Raw genomic sequence first — 22,295 nt, 5'->3', positions numbered from 1 at the left:
GTTCGCTCCATGAGCATCCAAAACGGTTGATGACCGTGCCTGCCCCCAGGCAGGCACGGCGATGATTCAAAATTCCTGCTGATGCGCCGGGGCGACGGGTTTTCTCGGCTGGAAGGTATACCCCACCTGGCCGGAAAGCACTTTGTTGGCCCTTTGAATATCGATGTCCTTCTCCCAGCGGGCGATGGCCACGGTGGCGACGCAGTTTCCGATCAGGTTGGTCAGCGCGCGGCCGATGCCCATGAACCAGTCCACTGCCAGTACCAGCACCAGGCCGACCACCGGAATCGCCGGGATCGCCGTGAGTGTCGCCGCCAGAATCACCAGCGCCGAGCCGGGAATCCCGTGGGCCCCTTTTGAGGTAATCAACGACACCAGCAGAATCGTCAGCAGGTCGGTCATGGCCAGCGGCGTGCCGGTGGCGTTGGCGATGAAGACGATGGCGAGGGTCAGGTAGATCGAGAAGCCGTCGAGGTTGAACGAATAACCCGTAGGAATCACCAACCCGACCGTCGAACTGCCGATGCCCAGATGCTCAAGCTTGCGCATGATTTGTGGCAGCACGGCGTCGGAAGAAGCGGTGCCCATGACGATCAACAATTCTTCGCGCAGGTACTTGAGCAGCGGCCACATCTTCAGGCCCGAAAGGCGCATCACCAGACCGAGAATCAAGGTCACAAACGCCACACAGGTCAGGTAAAACAGGCCGACCAGGCTGCCCAGGTGCTGCAGCGAATCCAGGCCATATTTGCTGGTGGTGAAAGCAATGGCGCCGAACACGCCGATCGGCGCCAGACGCACGATCATGCCCATGATGCGGAAGATCACGTGGCTGAGCTCGTTGATCAAACGCGAAATGCCGGAAGCCGCTTCGCCCACCAGGTTCAGCGCACTGCCGAACAGCACTGAAAACAGTAGCACTTGCAGGATGTTGTTCTCCGCGAAGGCGCCGATGACCGAGGTCGGGATCAGGTTCATCAGGAACTGCGAGGTGGTTTGCATGTGCTGACCGCGCTGGGCGATATCGCCCATGTCGGCGGCGGAGAGCTGTTCCAGATGAATGTTCGCGCCGCTGCCGATGCCGGTGGTGAAAGCGAACACCAGACCAATCACCAGGGCGATGGTGGTGAGGATTTCGAAGTAGATCACCGATTTCAGGCCGATGCGTCCGACCTTCTTCAGGTCGCCGGCCCCGCTGATGCCGCTGACCACTACGCAGAACACGATCAGACCGATGAGCATCTTGATCAGTTTGATGAAGCCATCGCCGAGCGGTTTGAGCTGGGCGGAGTATTCAGGAAGGGTCAGCCCGCAGACGATGCCGAGCACCAGTCCGAGAACCACTTGGAGGAAGATTGAACGCGAGCACCATCTGAGCATGGGAGGAATCCTGGTCGGTGTCCTGGCTGCCGTGCGCTTGGGTGGCCGCATCAGATTCAGGACTTAATTATTGTGGTCTTACCGGTATGTCCAGTGCAGGCGCAGTCTAGGCGCTGTTTTTGGGTGATCGCAAGCGGAAATTATGGAATTGGCATGACCGGTCTTACCAGTTGAGCGCAATAGCCCGACCTTGAGCCTTTTCGCCTTTTGAAAAAAATGCGGACGAAAAAAAACCGGCCATCACGTGGCCGGTTTTTCAGTGCTGCGGTTCAGCGGTGCAATTAAGCGCCGTACACCGGCAGCTTCTTGCAGATGGCCTTGACCTTTTCACGAACGGCGTCGATCACCGCTTCGTTGTTCAGGTCAGCCAGGATGTCGCAGATCCAGCCGGCCAGCTCTTTGCACTCTGCTTCCTTGAAGCCACGAGTGGTCACAGCCGGAGTGCCGAAGCGAAGGCCGGAAGTGACGAACGGGGAGCGTGGATCGTTTGGTACGGAGTTCTTGTTCACGGTGATGAACGCTTTGCCCAGAGCGGCATCGGCGTCTTTACCGGAGATTTCCTGCTTGATCAGCGACAGCAGGAACAGGTGATTTTCAGTTCCGCCGGACACCACGTCAAAACCGCGTTCGATGAAGACGCTGGCCATGGCCTGGGCGTTTTTCACCACTTGTTGCTGGTAGGTCTTGAACTCAGGCTGCAGCGCTTCCTTGAAGCAGATCGCTTTGGCGGCGATCACGTGCTCCAGCGGGCCACCCTGGGCGCCCGGGAATACGGCGGAGTTCAGCTTTTTCTCGATGTCGGCGTTGGCGCGAGCCAGGATCAAACCGCCACGTGGACCGCGCAGGGTCTTGTGCGTGGTAGTGGTCACGACGTCAGCGAAAGGAACCGGGTTCGGGTAGACGCCAGCGGCGACCAGACCGGCTACGTGAGCCATGTCGACGAACAGGTATGCGCCAACCTTGTCAGCGATTTCGCGGAAGCGCGGGAAGTCCAGAATCTGCGAGTAGGCAGAGAAACCGGCCACGATCATTTTCGGCTTGTGCTCAACAGCCAGGCGCTCGACTTCGTCGTAGTCGATCAGGCCATTGGCGTCGATGCCGTACTGAACGGCGTTGTACAGCTTGCCGGAGGAGGAAACACTGGCACCGTGGGTCAGGTGACCACCGTGGGCCAGGCTCATGCCCAGGATGGTGTCGCCCGCTTGCAGCAGAGCCAGGTAAACGGCGCTGTTGGCTTGGGAACCGGCGTGCGGCTGAACGTTGGCGTAATCAGCGCCGAACAGCTCTTTTGCACGGTCGATGGCCAGTTGCTCAACCACGTCGACGAACTCGCAACCACCGTAGTAGCGCTTGCCCGGGTAGCCTTCGGCGTACTTGTTGGTCAGTACCGAGCCTTGAGCTTCCATCACCGCTGGGCTGGTGTAGTTTTCCGAAGCGATCAGCTCGATGTGTTCTTCCTGGCGCTGAGCTTCTTGCTCCATGGCGGCAAAAAGATCGGCGTCGTACTTGGCAATAGTCAAATCACGGCTGAACATGGCGGTCCTCAAGGATCGGGGCAGAAAAGGGGGGCATTCTAACCCAATGGGTTTTAGATGGCATATGAAAGGACATCATGTCGCAGACAAGTGGGCTTCATGACGGGATCAGCGGTGATCATGCTGGCCCAATCGCCAGCAGGCTGGCTCCCACAGTAATCGCGATAACCTGCAAATTCCCTGACCGACATAGATTCTTGTGGGAGCCAGCCTGCTGGCGATGGCCTCCCCACAGAATTTCAGTCGAACATGAACAGCGCATCATTGCTGAACTGCGCTTCGAACCGATTGGCCGGCATCGGCCGCCCGAACAGATACCCCTGAACCTCATCGCAACCATGCTCACGCAGGAAATCGAGCTGCTCATGGGTTTCCACACCTTCGGCGATCACCGCCAGGTTCAGGCTATGAGCCATGGCGATAATCGCGCGGGCAATCTGCGCATCCTGTTCGCCCGACGGCAGGCCATCAACGAAGGTGCGGTCGATTTTCAGCACGTCGATCGGGAATTGCTTGAGGTAGTTGAGCGATGAATAACCGGTGCCGAAGTCATCGACCGCAATGCTCAGCCCGAGGTTTTTCAGCCCGGCGAGGATCTGCATCGCTTCGCTGACTTCGCGCATCAGGATACTTTCGGTCAGTTCCAGCTCCAGGCACGCCGGCGGCAGGCCGGTTTCCTTGAGGATGGTGGCGATCCGCGTCCCCAGCTGGCCGTCGGAGAACTGCCGGGCCGAGATATTCACCGACACCTTCGGCACCCGCACCTTGGCCTGGTGCCAGGTCTTGAGCTGACGGCAGGCTTCGCTGATCACCCAGTCGCCGACATCCACCACCAGTCCGAGCTCTTCGAGCACCGGAATGAAATCCCCCGGCGGCACCAGGCCACGACGTGGATGGCGCCAGCGCAGCAGCGCTTCGGCGCCGGTCAGGCGTTTGCCGTCGCCGCTGAACTGCGGCTGGTAGTACAGAACGAATTCGTCTTGTTCCAGGGCATGGCGCAAGTCGCTTTCCAGTTCCAGGCGTTCCAGGGCGCTGGCGTTCATGTCCGCCTGATAGAACTGGAAGTTGTTCTTGCCGCGTTCCTTGGCGTGGTACATCGCGGTGTCGGCGTTTTTCATCAGCTGACTGAGTTCGTTACCGTCCTGCGGGCTCAGGGCGATGCCGATACTGGCGGTGACAAAAAACTCGCGGCCTTCCAGCACGAACGGTTTCACCAGGCTGGCGAGGATCTGCTCGGCCACATGAATCGCCCGGTTCAAGGCGATTTCACGGTTGACCCGCGGTTGCAGGAGCAAGGTGAATTCATCGCCGCCCATGCGCGCCACGGTGTCGTCGTCATCGACGCAACCGAGCAGGCGCGTGGCCATTTCCTTGAGCATGCGGTCGCCGGCGGCGTGGCCGAGGGAATCGTTGATCGGCTTGAAACGGTCGAGGTCGAGGAACATCAGCACCACCCAGGACTTCTGCCGTTCGGCCGATTGCAGCGCGGTGTGCAGGCGGTCCTGGAACAGCGTGCGGTTGGGCAGGTGAGTCAGGGCGTCGTAGTAGGCGAGGCGGTGAATCCGCTGCTCGCTGGCCTTGCGCTCGCTGATGTCGCTAAAGAAACACACGTAACTGGCCAGATCACCTTCATCGTCGAGCACCGCCGTGATGCCGACCCAGGCCGGGTAATGTTCACCATTGCGCCGCTTGAGCCAGACTTCGCCTTCCCAGGTGCTGTTCTGATGCAGTTGCTTGAGCACATAACGCAGGTGGGCTTCCTGCTGCTCGTCGACGGTCAGCATGTTTGGCAACTGGTCCAGTACCTGCTCCACGGCATAACCGCTGACGCGACTGAACGCTTCGTTGGCCTGGACGATGTAGCCGGCCGGGTCGGTGATCAGGATCGCCGAGGTCGAATGCTCGAATACCGTCGCCGCCATGCGCAGGTCTTTCTCGGCCCGGCGTTGCTGGCTGATGTCGCGACCGACGCCCAGCACGCCTTCGAAGGCGCCGTGTTCGTCCCAGACCAGCACCAACCGCAGTTCGATCGGGATCTTGCGCCCGTCGGCCCGCAGGCAATCGAACAGGAACAGCTGGGTCTGCACCTGACTGCGCAGCAGCGCCAGTTGCTCGGGTTTATCCAGCGCTTTGCTGACCCGGTCCATCAGGCTGTAAATGCCGGTCAGTTGTTGCGGGTTGGCGATGGTCGACTGCCAGCCGTTCTGGAAGATCCACTCGGCGTCGTAGCCCAGTACCGCATGCACCGACGGGCTGACGTAGTTGAGCTTCATCTTGCTGTCGGTGGAGAAAATCACGTCACTGATGCTTTCCGCGAGCATCCGGTAGCGCTGCTCGCTGTCACGCAGGGATTCGCTGGCTTCGATCTGATCGGTGATGTCCTTGGCCACGCCGATGATCCGCGTGACTTGATCGTGTTTGTCCCGCGCCAGTGCCTGTTCGCGAATGTCGAAACGCCGCCACTTGCCATCGCGATGACGGAAGCGCAGCTGGCATTGCAGCAATTGGGTGTAACCCGCGCGGCGCTGAGTCTGGCGCGAGCGGTGGTAGTAATCGGCATCTTCGGGGTGCAGGAGGATTTCCCAGAAATACTCGCCCATCTGGTGCAGTTCGGTTCGGTTGTAACCGAGGGTCTGGCCCAAGTGGTGGTTGCTGAAAATCATCCGCTGGCTGATCACGTCCTGCACGTACAGGTGATCCGGCACGGTGCGCACCACATCGGACCAGAAGCCTTCACGTTCCAGCAGCGACAGCTCGATGAGTTTGCGGCTGGTGATGTCGGTGATGCTCAGGATCACCGCTTTATAGTCGGCGTGATCTTCCGGCAGGCGCAGCACCAGCCACAGGTGCTGGTCACGGCCATTGGCATCCTGGAGTTTGATTTCCAGCTCAAGCTGTCGCTGCTGGTTGAGCACCGTTTCGAGCACTTGATGGCCGATGGCGGTGCCATCCAGCGGGCAGCCGTTAATCAACAGTTTCCAGGCCTGCTCGCAGGAGTTGACGTTCAGCAGTTGCAGTGCGACCTGGTTGACCTCGGTGATGCGCAGTTCCTGGAGCAGTTGCTGGCGTTGCTCCGGTACGTCGAGCCAGGCTTTGAGTTGCTCGCTGTTGTGCAGGTGGGCCTTGTCGAAAAAGGTCTTGAGCCCCGAGACATCAAGTACGCACAGAGCGACGCCAGTGCCTTCGAAAATATCGTGATAGCGCCGGCGACCTTCGTGCAGCTGGCTTTGACGGCGGCGAATGTTCAGCAGCGCGATGAACGGCAGCAGGGAGAAGGCCAGACCCAACAGGCATTTGCCGATGAACGCCGGCAACAGGTGTTCAAGCACTTGCTGGCGATCGAACAGCCCGCGCATTTGCCAGTCGCTGCTGCTTAGGGGAACGGTCAGCACGCTGTTGGCCAGATCGTCCGGGGTCACTGCGCCGGGGTTGACTGAAGGCACCCCTTCATCACGGCTGACAATCTGATGATTGACCCGGTTTTCCACCAGCCACAACGGGCGGATGCCGGCTTCGTTTTGTTTGGTCAGTGACGAGAAAAAGGTCGGTGTCAGGCGCAGGACCCAGTAACCGCGAGTGCTGCCGCTGGCCTGATGCAGCAGCAGGTGCACCACTGAGCCGTCGTCGGCATTGCTGAAATAGTGGGCCTGGGCGCGGCTGCGCCGGACCAGATCGCTCAGATAATCGGCGTCCTGGCTATCGGCGGCGCTGTCGCCAAGGACTTTGCCGGACGGGCTGAGCAACGCCAGGCTGCGCAGTTCAGGCAGCGATTGCTGCAGCTTGCGCAGCAACGCCTGCTGTTCGTCGGCACTTTGCGGTTGTTCGACGATCGGTAGCAGGTTCAGCGCGATCTGGGCGTTGAGCGCCATGTTCAGGCTGACTTGCGCGGCCAGGTCGGCGGTGTAGTCGATGGTGTATTGGCGCTGATGTTTCTGGGTTTCGCGAAGCTGATCCAGCAACTGCCAGAACAGCAGTGCGAGCAGCAACAGCACGAGCGTTGCCAGCGCACCCTTCAAGGATCCGCGCAGGGGCGAGCCGGTCGCAGGATGGGGTGCGCTCACGGACGAAGGCGGAGAGACATTAGACAAACTGTAATCCTGCGGTTTGGCTGGACTGGCGCGACGTGCACTATAAGCCGGACGCCCGAAGGGCGGCTAGCATGCCTTGAGTTGTGGCTAAGTGCCAGCCCCTCCCGGCTGGACTGCCATCTGTCATTAAGGTAGCTTTGCGGGTTACGTGGGGGCGTTCCAGCTCCTAGAATCAGACTTTTTCAGCGCGCACGCAGGGTCTTTCCAAGCGGACGACGCGCACAGTCTGGCCGGGCTTCGCCTGCGCTCCAATCATTCATCTGTCACTGACCCAAGGTTCTCCATGGCTCAATACGTCTTCACCATGCATCGGCTGGGCAAAGTTGTTCCGCCGAAGCGGGAAATCCTGAAAAACATTTCTCTGTCCTTCTTCCCCGGCGCCAAAATCGGCGTGCTCGGTCTCAACGGTTCGGGTAAGTCCACGCTGTTGAAAATCATGGCGGGCGTCGACACCGAGTTCGAGGGCGAAGCTCGTCCGATGCCGGAGCTGAACATCGGCTACCTGCCGCAAGAGCCGATCCTGGACCCGAGCAAAACCGTGCGGGAAGTGGTCGAGGAAGCGGTCAGCGTGATCAAGAACGCCCAGGCGCGCCTGGACGAGGTCTACGCCGCTTACGCCGATGAAGATGCCGACTTCGACAAACTGGCCGCCGAACAGGCCAAGCTCGAAGCCATCCTGCAAGCCAGCGACGGCCACAACCTGGATCGCCAACTGGAAGTCGCCGCCGATGCGCTGCGCCTGCCAGCCTGGGATGCCAAGGTCGAATTCCTGTCCGGTGGTGAAAAGCGTCGTGTGGCCCTGTGCCGCCTGCTGCTGTCCGCCCCCGACATGCTGCTGCTCGACGAACCCACCAACCACCTGGACGCCGATTCCGTCGCCTGGCTGGAGCACTTCCTGCACGATTTCCCGGGCACCGTGGTCGCGATCACGCACGACCGTTACTTCCTGGACAACGTTGCCGGCTGGATCCTCGAGCTCGACCGCGGCGCCGGTATCCCTTACGAGGGCAACTATTCGGGTTGGCTCGAAGCCAAGTCCGATCGTCTGGCTGCCGAATCCAAGCAGCAGTCGGCCCACGAAAAAGCCATGAAGGAAGAACTGGAGTGGGTGCGCAAAGGCGCCAAGGCCCGCCAGTCCAAATCCAAGGCTCGTCTGCAACGCTTTGAAGAAATGCAATCGCAGGAATTCCAGAAGCGCAGCGAAACCAACGAGATCTACATCCCGGCCGGTCCGCGCCTGGGTGACAAGGTCATCGAGTTCAAGAACGTTTCCAAGGGCTATGGCGATCGCGTGTTGATCGACAACCTGTCGTTCTCCATGCCCAAAGGCGCCATCGTTGGCGTGATCGGTGGTAACGGCGCCGGTAAATCGACCCTGTTCCGCATGCTGATGGGCAAGGAACAACCGGATTCGGGCAGCATCGAAGTCGGCGAAACCGTGCAACTGGCGTGTGTCGATCAGAGTCGCGACGACCTGGACGGCAGCAAGACTGTGTTCCAGCAAATCTCCGACGGTTCCGATCAGATCCGCATCGGCAACTACGAGATCCCGTCGCGCACCTACGTCGGCCGCTTCAACTTCAAGGGCGGCGACCAGCAGAAGTTCGTCAAGGACCTGTCCGGTGGTGAGCGCGGTCGCTTGCACCTGGCCCTGACCCTGAAAGAGGGCGGCAACGTCCTGCTGCTCGACGAACCGTCCAACGACCTCGACGTTGAAACCCTGCGTTCCCTGGAAGAAGCCCTGTTGGACTTCCCGGGCGCCGCCATTGTGATCTCTCACGATCGGTGGTTCCTTGACCGCGTCGCGACCCACATCCTGGCGTACGAAGACGACTCGCAAGCCGTGTTCTTCGAAGGCAACTACACCGAGTACGAAGCCGATCGCAAGAAACGCCTCGGCGAAGCTGCATCCCAGCCGCATCGTGTACGGCACAAGAAACTGGCCTGATATCGGGTTGGTTGCATGAAAAGCGGAGCCTTCGGGGCTCCGTTTTTTATGGGCTTAAGTTACACCGTGGTGCGGCCATCGTCAGCAGGCTGGCTCCCACAGGGGGTATGAGAGCGACACAAATCCACTGTGGGAGCTAGCCTGCTAGCGATGGCGACCTGAAGATCACCCGATTTCTATGCCCAGAACCTCAATCACCAAATCCCCCACCGGCCGCTTCCACACCACTTCATCCCCAACCTGCGCGCCCAGCAACGCCCGCCCCAGTGGCGAGCCCCAGTTGATCAGCCCGCTCGCAGCCTCCGCCTGATCCTCACCCACCAACTGCACACGCTGTTCGTTGCCGTGCTCATCAGCAAAGGTCACCCACGCGCCGATCTGCACGTTGTCGGTCGAAGAGGCCGGTACAACCAGCTGAGCGCTTTGCAGGCGTTGATTGAAATACCTCCAGTCACGCTCAAGGTCTGCCTGGCGCTGTTTGTCCGCCAGTTCACCCTTCGCATTCTGTTCATTGAGCAGGTTTTGCACCTCGGCGACTTTCGCCTGAAGCTGCGCAAGCCCGGCGGGCGTGACGTAATTGGGCTGCGCGCTGACCTGCCGTTCGACTGGCTGATCGGCTTGCGCGGCGGCGTTATCTTCATTGACGAAGGCGCGACTCATGGTTTTCTCCCGTTATAGGGTTTGGGCCATGGTTGCAGGCTATTAGTTTCGACGGATGTCTGTCAGCGACTCATTGCGAGCGATAGGCACGGGCGGCGTCCTGGTCCTTCTGTTGCCGCCAGGCCTTGTCCCGGTCATCCCAATGGTGGCTGCGATAGTCTTCGCGATCCTCGCTTTCGCGCATGGCCTGACACTGGCGAAAGCCGTCGCTCCAGCCTTCGGCGTATTGCTTGTCTTTGAGGTAACGCGGCACGTTCTTGCGAAATTCCCCGGTGATTGCCCCGGCGGCTTGCCGGCCACTGCTGCAACCGTCATCGAAACCATCGGCGAACGCCGGTGGGTAACCCTTGGCGATCAAATTCTCGTGGGTGGTCTGGCAACCCGCGATCAACATCAACATCCCCAACACACCTGCGCAACGCCACATCTCGGACTCCCGGGCCGTTAGACGGCCAATGGGTGAAGTCTACGAGTGAAATTGTCAGGCGATCGTGAAAGGCGTGTGATCAATCTGTTGACCACCACAAATCCCCTGTGGGAGCGAGCAGGCTCGCTCCCACATTGGTTTTGCAGTGGATTCGGGTCAGTAGTGATACCACTTCACCTCAAGCATCACTTCGTTCTCAGGCGAGGCGAGGTGGCTGAATTCGCGCTGGGCGCTCAGGCGCAAGCCCAGGTTTCGCGACAATTCCCACTGCTGGTTCAGGCTCACGCTGCGGCGCACTTCGCCATTGGTGAAGAAATCCCCTTTGGTTTCCAGGCTGAAGTTGCCCATCGGGTTTTTCCACAGCACACCGCTATTGAAGCCTGCGGCTGGCGCGATAAAACCCGCGAAGTCGTTGTTGTGCTCGACGCGCACGGTGCCCAGTGCAAAGCCGAGCATGTCTTCGCCCAGTTGCCAGGTACCGCCGCCGCCGCCGTTGACGTGGCTGACCAACGTTTCATCGTCATGCTTGCCCGGCACGCGCTCCAGACCGCCGGTGACTTGCCACGAGAGCGGCTGCAACAGCTCATTGCGCGGCGTCAGCGAGCGGATGGTCGCCAGGTCCAATTGCTGGAACTGCCACTCATTGCCTTCGTACTGACGCAGTTTCATCTGCAGGATTTCGATCTGCGCACCCAGCGGGAAGCTCTCGGCGTTATCGTTGAGATCGTGATAAGCCATGCGCAGGCCATATTCGCCGAAGGCCTTGTCGCCCCGAGTGCCGATTCCGGCTTGCCAGGTGCGGGATTCGTGGCCGTCCTCGGGCAGGCCGGGCCGTGGGATGTCCAGCTCCGGCGCCGGGTTCTGGTTGATCGCCCGCAGCAATTCGAAACTGCGCTGCGCCCGCTCTGGATCGCGCTCCTGACCGTTGGCGCGGTAGCGCTCAAGTCGATAGGCCGCATCGATGATCAGCGCCTGACGCGCGCGGGGCTGGGCCTTGAAGGCCGGCGTCTGCAAAAGCTTCTGGTCGGCGCTGACCTTCAGCACCCACTCCTGTTCTTCGTCAGTCAACGGCTCGGCGCGGCTCAGCAGTTCCCGTTCACGAGACGGACGATACTGAATGGATTCCACCAGCCCGGCTTCTTTCACCGCTTTGACGGTGTCAGTTGGAATTGCAGTCAGCGGGAACTGTTCGGTCAGGCGCAGGCTCGGTCGCGCCACTTGCAGCAGCTCAAGCAGGCGATAGGAGCAGTTTTCGTCGAAGAAGAAATAGTCGAACTGGATCTGCTTCAGTTCCCAGACGTGCTCGACCATGCGCTCGGTTTCTGCCTGGGTCAGGTTCAGCCGGTATTCCCACAGGTCCCGGTTCTCGAGGCTGCGGTATTCGGAGAGTTTTTCCTGATACGGCACCAGCGCGAACAGCCCCGGATAGCCGCCCATCAAGCCTTTCCAGGCGTAGAGGATGCTGTTGTCCGAGCCTTCGATGTAGGCGCCGAAGTTGATCGCGTAACTGAGCAGTGCCGTGTGATCGCTCTGAACGTCAGCCTGGTCGATGCGCAACAAGGTATGGCCGAACATCGATGAGGGGCTGTTCAGGTACGCCGCCGGGAAAATCATCACCGCGCTGTGGGGCGAAACATCCTTGAACCATTGTTTGAATTCGCTGCAATCCAACGTTGGCAAATCAGTCAGATTGAGTTGCGACTTCAGCCAGCGGGTGCGGGCCGGATAGACGCATTGCGCATGTGTTTCGCCCGCACTGGCCGGGGCGTATATCGCCTGCACGGTGGCTGCCAGTTCACGGTCGGGGTGTTCGTTACCGTCGGGTGCGAGAAAGAATTTCTTGTCGCTGACATAGCTGCGCCAGCCACCCAGCTTGGCGGTTTCGTAGTGGCCCAGGGAAATCCAGAAGGGGTCGTTGGCCAGTTGCTGCAAACGTTGATTGTCGATAGGTGGCGCGGCGGACAGCGGGGCGCAGACACAGAGCGCCAACCAGGCAAGGCGTTTGAGCATAGTGGGCAACTTAAGTCGAAAGAAACAAAGACCAAAAAGGGCCAGGTCCAAAAAATAAAACCCGCTCCCCGAAAGGAGCGGGCGAGTCGAGCTTAAGCTTGAGTCGCGTACTTGGCCAGACGTGGATCGTTCTTCAGAACGGCCAGGGTGTTGGTATGCACGTCGTCAGCGGTCACGTCAGCCTTGCTGAAGATCTGCTGGAAGTGCTGGTGAGTCACAGCGGCGAAATGCGCACGGTCTTCCGGCGCCACGCCCAGTACCACAGCGTAGGTAGTCAGCGCTTCGCCGTTACCTTTGGCCATGTCTTCGGACAGCTCGTTCATCATGCCATTCATGGCAAACCAGGATTTGCCGCCATACGTCAGCGACGCATTAGTCGAGCAACCGTTGGTACCAGAAGTCATACCGAACGTTGCGTTACCGGAAGTGCCGTTGGTGGTGGATGCCAGGAAGTGAGCCGGGGTGCCACGCTGACCTTCGAACAGCATGTTGCCCCAACCGCAATCCGGGCCGCCTGGCGCTTGCGCCATGGCGTTGATGGATACAGCGGTGAAGAGAGTACCGAGAAGAATCCGTTTCATAGCTTTGTTCTCTTTATGTGCATACCAATGGACAAGGGGTCTGGCCCAATCCGGCGCCAGTGGGCCAGTTATTAATCCAGCCGCGCAGTTTGGAGTTTAGGCACGTTCCCGGGGTTCCGTGATTTTTTGCGAAACATTCGTTGAAATCGTTGATTTGCGCCCGGCCGGACTGGAGATGACGGTTTGACTATGCTTTGGCTGGAGGTGCGCCTTGCAAGTGAGGTATGGGCAGCGCCAGAATGCCGCTATCTGCCCCGCCTGATGTAAGGAAGCCCGATGCCTGATCCTGTTGCTGCCAGCTTGCGTCTAGCGCCTGAAGCGCTGACCCGTCCGTTTTCCGCTGAACAGTTCAGCTTCTCTACCACCAATGATCTGGAGCCCTTCCGCGGTGTGCTTGGCCAGGAACGTGCTGTCGAAGCCTTGCAGTTCGGCGTGGCCATGCCACGCCCCGGTTACAACGTATTCGTCATGGGTGAGCCCGGCACCGGCCGGTTTTCGTTCGTCAAACGCTACCTGAAAGCCGAAGGCAAACGCCTGCAGACCCCGGCAGACTGGGTCTACGTCAACAATTTCGATGAGCCTCGCGAACCTCGTGCGCTAGAATTGCCGTCGGGCACCGCCGGCGCCTTCATCGGTGATATCAACGGATTGATCGACAACCTGCTGGCAACCTTTCCGGCTGTCTTCGAGCATCCGTCCTACCAGCAGAAAAAAAGCGCCATCGACCGCGCCTTCAACCAGCGCTACGACAAGGCGCTGGACGTGATCGAGCGCCTGGCGCTGGAGAAGGAAGTCGCGCTGTACCGCGACGCCAGCAACATCGCGTTCACGCCGATGAGCGAAGGCAAAGCCCTGGACGAAGCGGAATTCGCCCAGTTGCCGGAAGCCGATCGTGAGCGTTTCCACGACGATATTTCCGGTCTGGAGGAGCGACTGAACGAAGAGCTCGCCAGCCTGCCGCAATGGAAGCGCGAGTCGAGCAATCAACTGCGCCACCTCAACGAAGAAACCATCACCCTGGCCTTGCAGCCGTTGCTGTCGCCGTTGTCGGAGAAGTACGCCGAGAACGCCGCCGTTTGCGGTTACCTGCAAGCCATGCAGGTCTACCTGCTCAAGACCGTGGTCGAGCAACTGGTGGACGACAGCAAGACCGACGCCATCGCCCGCAAGTTGCTGGAAGAGCAATACGCCCCGAGCCTGGTGGTCGGTCATTCGTCCAGCGGCGGTGCGCCGGTGGTCTTCGAGCCGCACCCGACTTACGAAAACCTGTTTGGCCGCATTGAATACAGCACCGATCAGGGCGCGCTCTACACCACGTATCGGCAGCTGCGGCCGGGTGCGCTGCACCGGGCCAACGGCGGTTTCCTGATCCTTGAAGCGGAAAAAATGCTCAGCGAGCCGTTCGTGTGGGATGCGCTCAAGCGCGCCCTGCAATCGCGCAAGCTGAAAATGGAATCGCCGCTCGGTGAACTGGGCCGTCTGGCCACGGTGACCCTGACGCCGCAACATATTCCGTTGCAGGTCAAAGTCGTCATCATCGGTGCGCGTCAGCTGTATTACACGCTGCAAGATCTCGATCCGGACTTCCAGGAGATGTTCCGCGTCCTGGTGGACTTCGACGAAGACATCCCGATGGTCGACGAGAGCCTGGAGCAGTTCGCCCAATTGCTCAAAACCCGTACCTCGGAAGAAGGCATGGCACCGCTGACCGCCGATGCCGTGGCGCGACTGGCGACGTACAGCGCGCGTCTGGCCGAACACCAGGGGCGTTTGTCGGCGCGTATCGGTGATCTGTTCCAGCTGGTCAGCGAGGCGGATTTCATCCGTCACCTGGCGGGTGACGAGATGACCGATGCCGGGCATATCGAACGGGCGCTCAAGGCCAAGGCCACGCGTACCGGGCGGGTCTCGGCGCGGATTCTCGATGACATGCTGGCCGGGATCATCCTGATCGACACGGACGGCGCCGCCGTCGGTAAGTGCAACGGACTGACCGTGCTGGAAGTCGGCGACTCGGCGTTCGGTGTGCCGGCGCGGATTTCCGCCACGGTCTACCCGGGCGGCAGCGGCATCGTCGACATCGAGCGTGAGGTCAACCTCGGCCAGCCGATTCACTCCAAGGGCGTGATGATCCTCACCGGGTATCTGGGCAGTCGTTACGCTCAGGAATTCCCGCTGGCGATTTCCGCGAGTATCGCGCTGGAGCAGTCCTACGGTTATGTCGATGGCGACAGTGCGTCGCTGGGCGAGGCGTGTACGCTGATCTCGGCGCTGTCGAAGACGCCGCTCAAGCAGTGCTTCGCGATTACCGGCTCGATCAACCAGTTCGGTGAAGTGCAGGCGGTGGGCGGGGTCAACGAGAAGATCGAAGGTTTCTTCCGGCTCTGCGAAGCCCGCGGGTTGACCGGTGAGCAGGGGGCGATCATTCCGCAGGCCAACGTGGCCACGCTGATGCTCGACGAGAAGGTGTTGTCGGCGGTGCGGGCGGGGCAGTTCCATGTCTACGCCGTGCGCCAGGCTGACGAGGCGTTGAGCTTGTTGGTCGGCGAACCGGCCGGTGCGCCGGATGCCGATGGCCAGTTCCCTGAAGGCAGCGTCAACGCGCGGGTGGTGGAACGCTTGCGGGTAATCGCGGAAATGATCAGCGAAGAAGACCTCAAGGAAGCCGAGAAGGAAGCGGCGCTGGAAGCATTGGTCGAAGCAAAACCGGCCTGACGCCAACCTGAGGTCACCCTCAACCCACTGTGGGAGCGAGCCTGCTCGCGATAGCGGTGTATCAGTCACATCATTGTTGACTGATACGCCCTCATCGCGAGCAGGCTCGCTCCCACATTTGTTTGTGTGAAGCACAAGAAAGTGCCATCACTCTGGCGTCAATATTCACACAATGACCATTCGGCGCCTTCTGGTTCTACTTGGCGTGCTAGTCAGACTTTTCTTCTATTCTCAGCTCAAGGATATCGACAGTAATCACTGGATCGAGACAGCCTTCTCGTGGGGGCTGAATACCGGATCTACCGAGGGTCGCCGCCATGTCGCGCAACCTCTGCCTCACCCGTCAATGTTTGGGCCTTGTGACCCGTATCGAGTGTGCCATCCGCCCGTTGGCGGGGGATACGGGCATGTGGACCTTGCTTTTTGCCGCCGGAATGGCCGGCGAACAACCTTCCGCCATCAAGGCACAGGGCCCGTTCCATGGGCCTTTCGTGGCTGAATCCATCCTCGACACGATTGTTGAAAGCCTGACGCTGCATGGCTACGAGCTGGCCGATGACCCACAGATCTGGTGCCTGCACCTGCAAGCCCAACTGCGGGAAATCAACGGCGGCCGTTGCCGCAACCTCGGCGGCTGATTTTCGACCCGGGCACTGATTCCGCCTATTGATCCAGGTGAGACAGATCAGCCTTGGCCAGTTTGACCTCGAAACCATACTGGACCGTGGTGAGGTCGGTTCGCTGATAACTTTCCAGACGCGTTGGCTGGCCATAGAAGTAATGCACGGCAAATAACGCCGGGCCTTCTGCGCTCGCGTCGTGTGTGACGGAAAGAATTTCCTTCAGATAGTTTCCGGAGCCGTCCTTGGCGAAAAATCGCCAGTCCTGGGCAGGAAACAGCTTCAAATCAACCACCAGCGCATTGCCTTTGAGTTCCAGGCCCTTGGGTAGCGCAGGGGCGTCGAACGTTTGTTTGGCCACTGTCGCCAGGAACAGCGGCATGGAGCCCACTGCATAGGCCGGTGTTTCCGGAAACAGGTTCAGGTCATAGGTGATGGCGCCACTTAGCGGGTCGACCTCATAAGCCTCTTGTGGCCGCTCGATCGGCTCATCGCGTTTGCCGCTGCCATCCTCTGTAAAGAAAGTGACCGGGCTATTGCCAGCGCTGAACGATGTGCCGAGCAGCTCATCATTGAAGCTTTTGGGGTGATCGAACTCGATGCGTGCGGCGCTGGGGTCCTCCACCGATTGGCTGACGATGATGCGTTTCTTCAATTGTTCCTCGCTCAATGTCGCGCCCTTGAGCCAGTTCGGGGCCTGATCGTCATATACCACCACCGGCAAAGTCAGTGGCTGGATGGTTTTTTCCGTGGTGTGTGAGTCGAAGCGACGCACGGGCAGGTTCAGGTCCTTGCGGGTCACCGTGGCGGCTGAGAAGTCCAGCACACTGACCTCAACGGTTTCGACCGGTCCGTTGAAATACACTTTGCTGTAATGATTCTTCTGTTGCGCCTCGAAAGTGCGCTGTTCTTCATTGACCTGTTGTTCGAACGTCTCGCTCCAGGCCTTCTGCTGCTGAATTTTCGCCAGTTGTTTTTGATAGAAGGCAATTTGCGCGGCGGTTTCATTGATCGAACCCGAGCGCGAGAGGAATTGCCCGGTGATGTCCTTGGCCTGGACGATCAGTGGGTTCAACGGTGTTTCGCTGACTTCCGGGGCCAGTGGCGCGCTGTTGTTGAATTCGATTTCGGCGTAGTTGTTGCCCAGTTTCAGCAAGGTGACGCTGAGGTTGTCGTTGGTGCGGGTCTGGCCGACGTCTTTTTTGCTCAGGTCGAAGGTGTAGAGCCTGCGCGGGGCGATGACCTCGACCTTGCCTTGCAGGCTTACCGGCTGGGGCTGGTGCTTGTTGTCCACGTCCAGGCCGTCGATGAACGGATAGGTCACCGTCAGATCATCCGGGTTAGTCACGTTGGAACTCGACGGACTCAGCTGAATGCCCGGATCGGTTTCCGACCATTCCGGCTGGAACGCGATGACACGCTTGTTGCTCAGGGTCACCGATTGCCATTCCAGGCCATGGGGAAAGAGAAACGCGGCCGGAATGTTGAAATTGAAGGGGAACACCGGTTGCAGATCGGTCAGGTAGTCGGAGCTGGAATCCTTGTGCAGCACGAACAGACCGTTGATGTAGGTATCGACCAGGGCCTGAGGCGTGAGGTAGTGCTTGAGCACGGCGAGGGCGTCTTCGCCGTATTCGGTTTCCACGGGTTTGCTGTCGAGCTTGAGTTGCGCGCGCTCAAGCAACAGCAGCGAACCACCGAGTTCGGCAGCGGCATCCTTGAGCTTCGGATCCTCAATCGCATCCAGAGACTTCTCGAACTGCGCGGTCTTTTCCTCGAGGCTGGTCTGGCGCTTCTCGTCGCTGGGTGAGCAGCCGCTCAGCAGCAGCGCCAGGCAAAAACCGGCACTCGTTATTGGCAATCGCAGATCCATTTCCAGTCTTCCTGTCCGATGTCGCTGAGCTGTCAATAGTCTGGACACTAGCAGAAAAACTTTGTGACACACGCGCAGGTTGCGGATTTCCCGACGGTTTCTGGCTGTAACGGGGGACTGTTATACTCGCGGCCATTTCCAGCCCACGTGTGAGATTCAATGGAACGCTTTATCGAAAATGCAATGTACGCCTCCCGCTGGCTGCTGGCGCCGATCTACTTCGGTCTGTCCCTCGGGCTACTGGCGCTGGCGCTGAAATTCTTCCAGGAAGTTTTCCACGTCATCCCTAACGTATTCTCGATGGCCGAGTCGGACCTGATTCTGGTGCTGCTGTCGCTGATCGACATGGCGCTGGTGGGTGGTTTGCTGGTGATGGTGATGATTTCCGGTTACGAGAACTTCGTCTCCCAACTGGACATCGACGACAGCAAGGAAAAGCTCAACTGGCTGGGCACCATGGATTCGTCTTCGCTGAAGATGAAAGTGGCCGCTTCCATCGTGGCCATTTCGTCGATCCACCTGTTGCGGATCTTCATGGACGCCAAGAACGTCGATCCCGAGCATTTGAAGTGGTACGTGATCATTCACATGACCTTCGTCGTGTCGGCGTTCGCCATGGGCTACCTGGACAAACTCACCAAGCACTGACTTCACACGCTCCTACAGTCAGACGCAAACAGACGGGCGGTGTTGTTTGTGGCTTGTACTTTGAGGTGCCGAGGCCTATGCATGTATTGATATTGGCTCGACACTGTAAGAGGTGCCTTCATGAACTTCGTTGAGTTGCGTGCGTATGCCATCGCCGGGAAAATCGATGAGCTGAACCTGATTTCCATGGAAGGCGGGATCTATCTGCTGGAAGCGCGCATGCACGGTGCGGCGTATCCCTTGAGTGATGCCCGCGGCGAGATGTTTCACCTTCGCTCGGTCGAGCACGCGCGCGAAGTTCTTCATGACTTTCCCTCCTTGTCGTTCAACCTTGTCCACACGTCTGTTCATGACGAGATGTGTGGGCTGGGCTCCGGTGCAGAGGAAAGCCTGAAAGTGCCGATTGCCTTCCGCTCTGCCTGGCACCACTGACAGCGCTCATCAACGCAACGGCATCTGTGCTAGTCTGCTGGCCCTTTTGGTTCCGGGCGCTCCGGGACGCGCTGTGCACGCACGGCAAGTTCCAGGGCCGTCCGCACAGCGGAGCAGTGTCATGTCCGAAGTAAATCTGTCCACCGACGAAACCCGCGTCAGCTACGGTATTGGCCGTCAGCTGGGCGATCAACTGCGCGACAACCCGCCACCGGGCGTTAGCCTGGATGCGATCCTGGCTGGCCTGACCGACGCGTTCGCCGGTAAGCCTAGCCGTGTGGGTCAGGAAGAAATGTCCGCCAGCTTCAAGGTGATCCGCGAAATCATGCAAGCCGAAGCGGCTGCCAAAGCTGAAGCGGCTGCTGGCGAAGGCCTGGCTTTCCTGGCTGAAAACGCCAAGCGTGATGGCATCACCACCCTGGCTTCCGGCCTGCAATTCGAAGTGCTGACTCAAGGTGAAGGCGCCAAGCCCACCCGTGAAGATCAAGTGCGCACTCATTACCACGGCACCCTGATCGACGGCACTGTGTTCGACAGCTCCTACGATCGTGGTCAGCCTGCAGAATTCCCGGTCGGCGGCGTGATCGCTGGCTGGACCGAAGCCCTGCAACTGATGAATGCCGGCAGCAAATGGCGTCTGTACGTGCCGAGCGAACTGGCTTACGGCGCTCAAGGCGTTGGCAGCATTCCGCCGCACAGCGTACTGGTATTCGACGTCGAACTGCTCGACGTTCTGTAATACCCATGTGGGAGCGGGTTTGCTCGCGAAAGCCGTGTGTCATTCAACGATGATGCTGAATGTTATGGCCTCTTCGCGAGCAAGCCCGCTCCCACAGTTTTTTGCGGTGTTTCATACTTCGATCTTATGGTTCAGATCGTTCGTCGGGCGCAACGCCCGGGCGTAGCAGAACAGAAACAGATTGCGCACCAGTTCCTTGAGCACCACCGGCTCGCTGGAACTCAAGCCGTTGACGTCCAGGTCACCCTGATCCTGCAGCTCGCTCAAGGCTTCTTCTTCAAGTACGGCACAGACTTCCCCGGTTTCCCGATGCAGAATCCTGAGGTACGGGTGTGGGCGGTCCAGCCAGGCGTCGATCAAATAAGTCATGGGTCTCATCTCCATTGATGTGTTTCAATGAGAATAATTCTTATTCATCAAATAGCAAGGACCTATTGGCGATTTGTGATTTTTTGAGGGTAAAAATTGCGTAAGGTCAAAACGGCTGGCGTTTGGCTATTGCGAGGAAATGTTAGGGGGGAAACGGAGAAGGTGAGGCGCCATCCCACGCAGGGCGCGGGATGGAAGACAGCAGATTCAGACTTTTCTGACGAACTCGGATTTGAGCTTCATCGGGCCGATGCCGTCGATCTTGCAGTCGATGTCGTGATCGCCATCGCACAGGCGGATGTTCTTGACCTTGGTGCCGACCTTGACCACCAGCGACGTGCCTTTGACCTTCAGGTCCTTGATCACGGTGATGGTGTCGCCGTCCTGCAGGACGTTGCCGACCGAATCCTTTTTCACGGTGTCATCGGACGCCGCTTCGGCTTCGCCGCCGGCGGACCACTCGTGGGCGCACTCGGGGCAGATCAGCTGTGCGCCGTCTTCATAGGTGTATTCGGAATTGCATTTTGGGCAGGGTGGCAACGTGCTCACTAAAGCTCCTTGGATTCAGGACCGCTAAAAAGCGCACATTATATAGGGTTTTAGCGTGAGGAGGCGCACGGAATGCATAACCTGTGGGAGCGGGCTTGCTCGCGAAGACGGACTAACATTCAACGTTGATGTTGACTGTTATGCCGCTTTCGCGAGCAAGCCCGCTCCCACAAGAGGTGGTGGTTGTCAGTGCGTGCGGGCTACCGCGAACTCACTCAATTCAACCAATGCATCGCGGTACTCGCTGGCTGGCAGCGCATCGAGGCATTTGATCGCACGGGCCACGTAATCACGGGCCAGATTTGCGGTGTAATCCAGCGAGCCAGACGCTTCTACCGCTTCGCGGATGCTTTCCAGGTCTTCGATGCCACCTTTCTGGATTGCCTTGCGCACCAGGGCAGCCTGCTCCGGCGTACCTTCACGCATGGTGTAGATCAGCGGCAGGGTCGGTTTGCCTTCGGCCAGATCGTCACCGACGTTCTTGCCCAGGGTTTGCGCGTCGCCCTTGTAGTCCAGCAGGTCGTCGACCAGTTGAAAAGCCACGCCCAGGTGATCACCGAAGGTACGCAGCGCTTCACTCTGTTCCGGTGTGGCACCGGCCAGGGCCGCCGCACTGTGGGTCGAAGCTTCGAAGAGCATCGCGGTCTTGCCGCGGATGACTTCCATGTAGGTTTCTTCGGTGGTGCTGGCGTCACGGACCTTGGACAGCTGCAACACTTCGCCTTCGGCGATGATGCGCGTGGCTTGCGAAAGGATCTTCATCACCGGCATGGAGCCCAGTTCGACCATCATTTCAAAGGAGCGTGAGTACAGGAAGTCGCCCACCAGTACGCTTGGCGCATTGCCCCACATGGCGTTGGCGGTCGAGCGGCCACGACGCATGCCGGACATGTCGACCACGTCGTCGTGCAGCAGGGTGGCGGTGTGCAGGAACTCAATGGTTGCGGCCAGCAGGCGCAGGTCATCGCCTTCGCGACCCAGGGCCTTGCCACACAGCAGCACTAATAGAGGACGCAGGCGTTTACCGCCAGCCGAGGTAATGTAATCGCCGATTTTCGATACCAGCGGCACTCGGGAAGTCAGCTGCTTCTTGATGATGCCGTCGACGGCGCTAAAATCGTCCGCCACCGCGCGGTAGAAAGCTTGGGGTTGCATCAGCGACAGTTGCTCCAGAAGGGTTGCGCGGCATGCTAGGACCCACGTCGGCGGGTGTCAAGGCACGATGGACGGCCTCTTGCATCACCCCGGCAGCTTGCGTACAATCGCGCACCCTGAACTTCCTGGGCAGCACCTGCCTTACGCAATTGCAAACAGGCCTTCCAGCCTTATGCAGCCATGCCAGCCAATACCTCTTCTTATAAAGAGCTGGGTGAGCAGGATTATCGGAGAAATACCATGTCGTACGCAGTAATTGTTACTGGTGGCAAGCAATACAAGGTCGCCCCAGGTGAATACCTGAAGATCGAAAAACTGGAAATCGCTACCGGCGAATCCGTTACTTTTGATCGCGTTCTGTTGGTCGCCAATGGCGATGACGTGAACATCGGCGCTCCAGTTGTTGCTGGCGCTACCGTTGTGGCTGAAGTGATCTCCCAAGGTCGTCACGATAAAGTCCGCATCATCAAGTTCCGTCGTCGTAAGCACCACATGAAGCGTATGGGCCACCGCCAGTGGTACACCGAGATCAAAATCACCGGTATTCAGGCTTAATTTCAGCCTAA

General features: G+C 59.2%; 17 protein-coding genes and 1 pseudogene. 7 read left to right on the top strand and 11 right to left on the bottom strand.

The features are described 5' to 3' along the window. Positions 1-66: 66 nt before the first annotated feature. From DJ564_RS28290 to DJ564_RS28280, 3 genes are all read right to left on the bottom strand, one after another. A complete protein-coding gene (locus tag DJ564_RS28290; RefSeq protein ID WP_109634997.1) occupies positions 67-1,380 on the bottom strand; it encodes a C4-dicarboxylate transporter DctA in 1,314 nt (437 codons plus the stop codon). A gap of 281 nt (positions 1,381-1,661) precedes the next feature. After that, positions 1,662-2,915 carry a serine hydroxymethyltransferase gene (gene glyA / locus DJ564_RS28285; RefSeq protein WP_109634995.1) on the bottom strand — a complete coding sequence of 418 codons (1,254 nt, stop codon included), beginning with the start codon at positions 2,913-2,915 and terminating at the stop codon, positions 1,662-1,664. A 239-nt stretch (positions 2,916-3,154) separates the two neighbouring features. After that, positions 3,155-7,003, bottom strand: coding sequence for an EAL domain-containing protein (locus DJ564_RS28280; RefSeq protein ID WP_109634993.1), 3,849 nt, complete (start codon positions 7,001-7,003; stop codon positions 3,155-3,157). A gap of 283 nt (positions 7,004-7,286) precedes the next feature. Between DJ564_RS28280 and ettA the strand changes: the two genes are divergently transcribed. Continuing rightward, entirely contained in the window at positions 7,287-8,951 is a 1,665-nt protein-coding gene (gene ettA / locus DJ564_RS28275; protein ID WP_109634992.1) for an energy-dependent translational throttle protein EttA, read from the top strand. Between the two features lie 165 nt (positions 8,952-9,116). On the opposite strand, the gene DJ564_RS28270 is transcribed toward ettA, so the two are convergent. The 4 genes from DJ564_RS28270 to DJ564_RS28255 form a co-directional block, all read right to left on the bottom strand. Further along, entirely contained in the window at positions 9,117-9,611 is a 495-nt protein-coding gene (locus DJ564_RS28270; protein WP_109634990.1) for a GreA/GreB family elongation factor, read from the bottom strand. Between the two features lie 70 nt (positions 9,612-9,681). After that, positions 9,682-10,038: a hypothetical protein gene (locus DJ564_RS28265; RefSeq protein WP_109634988.1), complete on the bottom strand. Its 357-nt coding sequence runs from the start codon at positions 10,036-10,038 to the stop codon at positions 9,682-9,684. A gap of 156 nt (positions 10,039-10,194) precedes the next feature. Continuing rightward, on the bottom strand, positions 10,195-12,048 hold the full coding sequence (locus tag DJ564_RS28260; RefSeq protein WP_109634987.1) for a DUF4105 domain-containing protein: 1,854 nt from the start codon (positions 12,046-12,048) through the stop codon (positions 10,195-10,197). A gap of 92 nt (positions 12,049-12,140) precedes the next feature. Beyond that, positions 12,141-12,629 carry a DUF3015 domain-containing protein gene (locus DJ564_RS28255; protein ID WP_010467516.1) on the bottom strand — a complete coding sequence of 163 codons (489 nt, stop codon included), beginning with the start codon at positions 12,627-12,629 and terminating at the stop codon, positions 12,141-12,143. A gap of 276 nt (positions 12,630-12,905) precedes the next feature. Between DJ564_RS28255 and DJ564_RS28250 the strand changes: the two genes are divergently transcribed. Then, the gene (locus tag DJ564_RS28250) at positions 12,906-15,344 is read left to right on the top strand and encodes a Lon protease family protein (protein ID WP_109634985.1); all 2,439 of its coding nucleotides are present in this window, start codon (positions 12,906-12,908) and stop codon (positions 15,342-15,344) included. A gap of 317 nt (positions 15,345-15,661) precedes the next feature. After that, positions 15,662-16,001: pseudogene (locus DJ564_RS28245) on the top strand (hypothetical protein). A 6-nt stretch (positions 16,002-16,007) separates the two neighbouring features. On the opposite strand, the gene DJ564_RS28240 reads toward DJ564_RS28245, so the two are convergent. Continuing rightward, complete coding sequence (locus DJ564_RS28240; protein ID WP_109634982.1) at positions 16,008-17,837, bottom strand: hypothetical protein; 1,830 nt, start codon at positions 17,835-17,837, stop codon at positions 16,008-16,010. 159 nt (positions 17,838-17,996) lie between these two features. Here DJ564_RS28240 and DJ564_RS28235 point away from each other — a divergent pair, with 159 nt between their 5' ends. The 3 genes from DJ564_RS28235 (at position 17,997) to DJ564_RS28225 (ending at position 19,656) form a co-directional block, all read left to right on the top strand. Next, positions 17,997-18,485 (top strand): TIGR00645 family protein, encoded by a 489-nt coding sequence (locus DJ564_RS28235; protein WP_007943976.1) that lies wholly within the window; start codon positions 17,997-17,999, stop codon positions 18,483-18,485. Between the two features lie 120 nt (positions 18,486-18,605). Further along, complete coding sequence (locus tag DJ564_RS28230; RefSeq protein ID WP_109634980.1) at positions 18,606-18,917, top strand: DUF6482 family protein; 312 nt, start codon at positions 18,606-18,608, stop codon at positions 18,915-18,917. Between the two features lie 121 nt (positions 18,918-19,038). After that, positions 19,039-19,656: an FKBP-type peptidyl-prolyl cis-trans isomerase gene (locus DJ564_RS28225; RefSeq protein WP_109634978.1), complete on the top strand. Its 618-nt coding sequence runs from the start codon at positions 19,039-19,041 to the stop codon at positions 19,654-19,656. Positions 19,657-19,767: 111 nt separating this feature from the next. Here the strand turns inward: DJ564_RS28225 and DJ564_RS28215 are convergent, their stop codons facing one another. From DJ564_RS28215 to DJ564_RS28205, 3 genes are all read right to left on the bottom strand, one after another. Then, positions 19,768-20,025, bottom strand: a complete 258-nt coding sequence (locus DJ564_RS28215; RefSeq protein ID WP_109634976.1) for a hypothetical protein — start codon at positions 20,023-20,025, stop codon at positions 19,768-19,770. Between the two features lie 207 nt (positions 20,026-20,232). Beyond that, complete coding sequence (locus DJ564_RS28210) at positions 20,233-20,574, bottom strand: zinc ribbon domain-containing protein YjdM (protein WP_064675813.1); 342 nt, start codon at positions 20,572-20,574, stop codon at positions 20,233-20,235. Positions 20,575-20,760: 186 nt separating this feature from the next. Then, entirely contained in the window at positions 20,761-21,729 is a 969-nt protein-coding gene (locus tag DJ564_RS28205) for a polyprenyl synthetase family protein (protein WP_109634975.1), read from the bottom strand. Between the two features lie 240 nt (positions 21,730-21,969). On the opposite strand from DJ564_RS28205, the gene rplU reads away from it, so the two are divergent. After that, a complete protein-coding gene (gene rplU, locus DJ564_RS28200; RefSeq protein WP_003176051.1) occupies positions 21,970-22,284 on the top strand; it encodes a 50S ribosomal protein L21 in 315 nt (104 codons plus the stop codon). Positions 22,285-22,295 lie beyond the last annotated feature (11 nt).

It is taken from the genome of Pseudomonas sp. 31-12, assembly GCF_003151075.1.
Taxonomy (GTDB): Bacteria; Pseudomonadota; Gammaproteobacteria; order Pseudomonadales; family Pseudomonadaceae; genus Aquipseudomonas.
This window is presented reverse-complemented; position numbering and strand designations above follow the sequence as displayed.